The 1,750-nt window shown below is 56.1% G+C and carries 3 protein-coding genes; 2 read left to right on the top strand and 1 reads right to left on the bottom strand.

All coding sequences use genetic code 11. From position 1 onward, the window contains the following. Positions 1-422: GNAT family N-acetyltransferase (locus F8N62_RS31355; protein WP_150714201.1), on the top strand; the 422-nt coding region annotated here is incomplete at its 5' end. Between the two features lie 283 nt (positions 423-705). Then, positions 706-972, top strand: coding sequence for a DUF2790 domain-containing protein (locus F8N62_RS31350; protein ID WP_150711847.1), 267 nt, complete (start codon positions 706-708; stop codon positions 970-972). A gap of 63 nt (positions 973-1,035) precedes the next feature. Here F8N62_RS31350 and F8N62_RS31345 read toward each other — a convergent pair whose 3' ends face one another. Beyond that, positions 1,036-1,305 carry a DUF1652 domain-containing protein gene (locus F8N62_RS31345; protein ID WP_150711846.1) on the bottom strand — a complete coding sequence of 90 codons (270 nt, stop codon included), beginning with the start codon at positions 1,303-1,305 and terminating at the stop codon, positions 1,036-1,038. Positions 1,306-1,750 lie beyond the last annotated feature (445 nt).

The raw sequence follows: 1,750 nt of genomic DNA, 5'->3' as shown, positions 1-1,750 counted from the left end.
GCGATCTGGGCAAAGAGCAGCTGTACGCTGTTTTGCAGTTGCGCGTGGAAGTGTTCGTCGTGGAACAGAAATGCGTCTATCAGGACGTGGACGGCCAGGATCTGGAAGGTGACACCTGCCATTTGATGGCGTGGGACGGGGATCGACTGGTCGCGTACCTGCGGTTGCTCGATCCTGAGTTACAGGGTGGCGACGTGGTGATCGGTCGGGTGATTACCGCAGCGGATTATCGCGGGAAAGGGTTGGGTCACGAGCTGATCGCCCAGGCGTTGAAGCAGGCGGAGAAGCGCTGGCCGGACGTGCCTGTTTATCTGTCGGCGCAGGCGCATTTGCAGGGCTATTACGGGCGGTATGGATTTGTGGTGGCGGGTGAGGAATATGTCGAGGATGGTATTCCACACATTGGGATGCGTCGGTCTTGAGGGCCTCTTCGCGAGCAGGCTCGCTCCCACAGGGGGATGGCGCCGAACGCCAAGTCGGGGGCCGCTGAAGATCTACTGTGGGAGCGAGCCTGCTCGCGAAGGCATTCCGCCAGGCGGTTGATCCCCTTCACGACAGGCGGCATTCAGCCGGGTTAACCATCGCTTAACGCTGCGGTCCAAGACTTTACTGGACCGCACGCCCTCAGGTTTTTCTGACGCCCAGTGCGGCAGGTTCGACGCCCGTTACGTCGAGCTTACTTTCTGTCTGCACTGGAGATTACTCATGAACACACGCATTTTGCTGGTTACCGCCGCACTCGCCTGCACCGGTTTTGCCGGGCTAGCGCAGGCCAACGACACCGCCTCCTCTCAAGCCGTGCCTTATCACTACGGCATGCCGCTGCACGTGGCCAAGGTCATTTCGCTGAACGAACCCACAACAATGGAATGCAAAGTCATTACAGCGGACATGAAGTACATCGATACGTCAGGCAAACCCGCAGAGATTACCTATCGCAAACTGTCGGATGCGTGCAGTTATCAGAATTAATCGGTCGGAAGGAACGAACGCGGGTCTGGCGATTTTGCCAGACCCGAAGGAGATGACAGCAGGTTAAAGCGCTTGCCGGTCGGGATGTAGCGTCTGGATGCTGGCCCGATCCTGCATGTCAGAACGCAACGTGGCGATCAGGTCATTGATTTCCCGACATCCATTAAGCGACTTGGCATCGATCCCGGTCTTTAACAGATCCACTTGGTCGGTTTCCCCGTCCGAATACACCTTGACGGTCATTAACAGGTCCGGCGACAGCGTGCATTGACAACGTTTCGGCAGAAAACTGCTTTCTACGATGTTGCGGAGTTCCAAGGCAGAAAGAAACATGGCAACCCTCTCCTGAGTGTGAGATAGCCAACAACAATCAAATACTGACTCTGTAGACCGGTCAGCTTTAAGGAACAGCTACAGCATAAAACATGCCTCACATTCCGCCCTGCAGTTCATCGGTAAATCAATGGTTTAGCGATTTCGTCTAAAAATCGGGCCATGCAATATGCAAGAAAGCCATGCTTGACCGCTGCAAATTGCAATCCGGCGAGCCAGGATTTGCGGCGCAAGGCAGTAAAAATGCGGGCGGCTCATTCAGTATCCGCTGACTCTACGCCCACGCAAGAAGGCATCCTGGGTTCATTGACCCGCAGCACTACCGCCGGGCTGATTATTTCCGCTGTGGGAGCGAGCCTACTCGCACAGTGAGAAATTTGATGGGCGTGGCGTGGGTGTTTGGGTACACCTGCCACAATGCCTTCGCGAGCAGGCTCGCTCCCAC

The organism is Pseudomonas fluorescens (genome assembly GCF_902497785.1).
GTDB lineage: Bacteria > Pseudomonadota > Gammaproteobacteria > Pseudomonadales > Pseudomonadaceae > Aquipseudomonas > Aquipseudomonas fluorescens_BO.
This window is presented reverse-complemented; position numbering and strand designations above follow the sequence as displayed.